Below are 3,087 nucleotides of genomic sequence, written 5' to 3'. Positions count from 1 at the left end.
ACTACATCGGGCACCGGTTCTCGAAAAACAATAATTTGCGGTATGTGCAATTGAGCCAGTTGATTCGCTAATCCTAAACCGTCGCAAGAGTTGAAAATTGCAATTTGCAAGCCCCTTTCAATGGCTGTGCTGAGAGCATTTTTTAGTTCGGGAATGCTTAGCTTATCCGTATCGTTGATATAAATATAACCAGTGCTACCATCCATTTCGCTGGAACTGTGACCGGAAAAACAGAGGATATCCCAGCCTTTTTCCTCCCACAATTGTTCATCTAATTGTTGGCGGTTGGGTTTGACAAGAAAGGATGTTTCTGCATCTAACTGTGTTAGTAATTCTTGGTCTTTATTCAGATTAATTTCTTTATCGTCGCCCAAAATTGATAAGATTCTGATTCTGTCTCTGGTAAGAGCAGTTTTTAAAGGTCGATCGTAAAAAGGTGAACTTAAAGCAATTTCAGCTTTGCGGTAAGGCTTGAGAAAATCCCACAGATGCCAAGGTAGTTTCCGCACTTCTGAGCTTTGAGATTGAATGATGATTCGCACTTCATCAGAACGGTTGAATTTTTCGCGCAAGATGCGATCGATCGGAGAAAATAGTTCACCATTGAGCCACTTATTAAGTTTTTCCTCTAAATTTTCAGCTAAACTAGATATTTCTACATCAGCACAATTGGTTACTTGTAATGGCTTTTTATCCATCCGGTTTGGCTTCATAGGCGTTATGAAACGATTATATTTTGACTGCCAATGATGATAAAATTTAACTATCTCTGGCGCTGGTGGTAACTGACCAGAATGTTGAGTAGGCAATCTGTCCCCCTCAGTCCAAATTTGAGCGATGACAGAGGGAAATCCTGTTTCAAAGTCACCAGATATCAGTGTGAGGATAACTAAATTAACCGCTGTTGGGCCTGCGGCTATAGCTTGAACTTCAGACTCGTTAACGGGAACATTAAGGGCTGGTTTCGCCAGGATATCAATAATTTTTTCCATATTGGAACTTTGCTGAATCTCTCTCTGACGAGAATCTTCTAGCTGCTGGCGATAAACCGTAATCTGCTCATCTTTGCTTTCTAGTTTAGCTTGATATTTTTCCTCTATGGCTTTGAGTGCAAGTTCGTAGTTTTGGGTAAATTCTCTGTGAATCTTTTCTTTGTTGGTATCTGGGGGAACGCTGACTCTAACAACCACAACCCCATCGCCTTTGTTTTCGATGCTTTGGATAGTGAGTTCGGTGTCTTCATTCTCAACTTGCACTTGTTGGAAGGCGGGAATAAAGGCTTTCCAGTCAACGCCGTTGCGGAAAATTAAATCCACAGTAGTTAGGACTTCTTGGAATAATTTGGTAAATTCTCCCGGCGCGAATTCGCCACTGCTGGGACGACGTTCGCGGTCATCTGTTCCGGGCTTTGAAGATTCTAAAAGATAAATATATCGACAATCGACATTATCCAAATTAGTATTACTTTCTATATTCCAGGCTTCAACGGAAGCACCTGTCATCTGAGCGCTGGTAAAGTTAGTGCCAATTGCTTCAGTGAGCGTTAAATTTGCCGCTTCTAAATTAGCGGCTTGGAAATTAGCCTCACTGATATTAGCTCCTTTTAGATTAGAACCATTTAGGTCAGCGCCTATCAAATTGGCTCCTTTGAGATTAGCGCCCATGTAAGATTTTCCAACACCATTGCCAGTGACGAGTAAGTCTCGGATCAATGGCTTGGCTAAAATAGTGTTATCTGCTTTAGCCCGATCTAATTTTTGTGCCTTATTAAACCAAGCGCGCGTCAAATTTGCGTTGCTAAAATCAGTATTATTGAGAATTGCTTTAGTAAAATTAGCATGGGTTAAATCGCTTCCGTGAAAGTAAGTACCTTTGATAGCTGCATATTCGACGGCTAGATTTTTTAGCCATAAAAATCTCATGTCTTCAGCTTTAGCTCTCCAGCTAATATAAGTGGATATAAAAGTAACACTATAAGTACCAAATAGCATCCCAATTGCAGCCCCTGCCCTCACGTCTGCAAATTTAGGAGCAAAAGTTACAAGTAAAAGCCCGATCGCAGAGCCACACAACGTCAAAGTCACAGCAAAAGTAAACTTTTTAGCTACAGCTTCAGCAAAAGTTAAAGCTAATGCTAAAGCAAAGATAAAAGCCAAAATTAAAATTAAAACTAAAGCAAAACCTACAGGCCCAGCTACTTCTACGGACAAACCAAAACTAAATGTTAAAACCAAAACAAAGGTAAAAGCTATGCCCATAGATAAAGTAAAAACTGATTTAACCTCCTTAAAGACAAGAAGGCTGATAAAACCGATGCAGGCTATAAAATAAAATATGCCCGGATAGGTGAAAAACTTTTCATATTTAGTGGCTAGAAAAGAGCCGACAAAAGCGCCCCCAATGGCTGCGGCAAATCCTGCTAAAAATGCGACAACTAATGAAAATGCTAGTAGTAAAAATTTCCATTGGCTTGGTAATCCTGCTTTAGCATGGCTAAAATTCGCACCTATCAAGATAGAATCAGTAAAATTTGCTCCTCGGATATCTGCATAGGAGAAGTTTGCACCCGTAAAGTCTTGACCTTTGAAATTGCGTCCTCGGAGATTTTGACCAGAGAAGTCTTGAGTCATATTTAGTTACAAATTGGTAAGTAAGAAAAGTAGTTTTCGGAGTTATTATGAATCAATCAATTCCGCAGTGGATAACCACAATTCTCGCAAAAAATAACATCTACCACATTTTCATACTCGCAACACTTACAACGAATTCTAATTTTTGTAGAAGGCGGCGCAACGGCAGATTTTACCCCACATAACTCCTGCCAACTCACCGGCTCCTCAGCAAGATTCTGACAAATAACCGGCAGCCAAGTTGCACAGGGAAATTCACGCTGCACACTTTCCAACCTTTCTCGCGCCTCCCGCACCGCCAAATACAAAGATTCGCCGCGAGCAAACGCCTCAAGAAAATATTTCAAAAATTCTTGAGCCACCATATCGGGTACAGGCTCTCGCATCACAATTACTTGTGGCATATTCAAATCGGCTAACTGGTTGGCAATTCCCAACCCATCACACGAGTTGAAAA

General features: G+C 40.7%; 1 protein-coding gene and 1 pseudogene. Both read right to left on the bottom strand.

Features of this window, described 5'->3' with window-relative positions; all coding sequences use genetic code 11:
* The coding region (locus IQ270_RS29365) for a pentapeptide repeat-containing protein (RefSeq protein ID WP_193976638.1) at positions 1-2,630 on the bottom strand (2,630 nt) is incomplete at its 3' end.
* A 185-nt stretch (positions 2,631-2,815) separates the two neighbouring features.
* Positions 2,816-3,087: pseudogene (locus IQ270_RS29360) on the bottom strand (CHAT domain-containing protein); the annotation flags it as partial.

This window comes from Microcoleus sp. LEGE 07076, assembly GCF_015207455.1.
Lineage (GTDB): Bacteria > Cyanobacteriota > Cyanobacteriia > Cyanobacteriales > Microcoleaceae > Microcoleus.
Note: the sequence above shows the minus strand (reverse complement) of the source record. Positions and strands in the feature narration are given on the sequence as shown.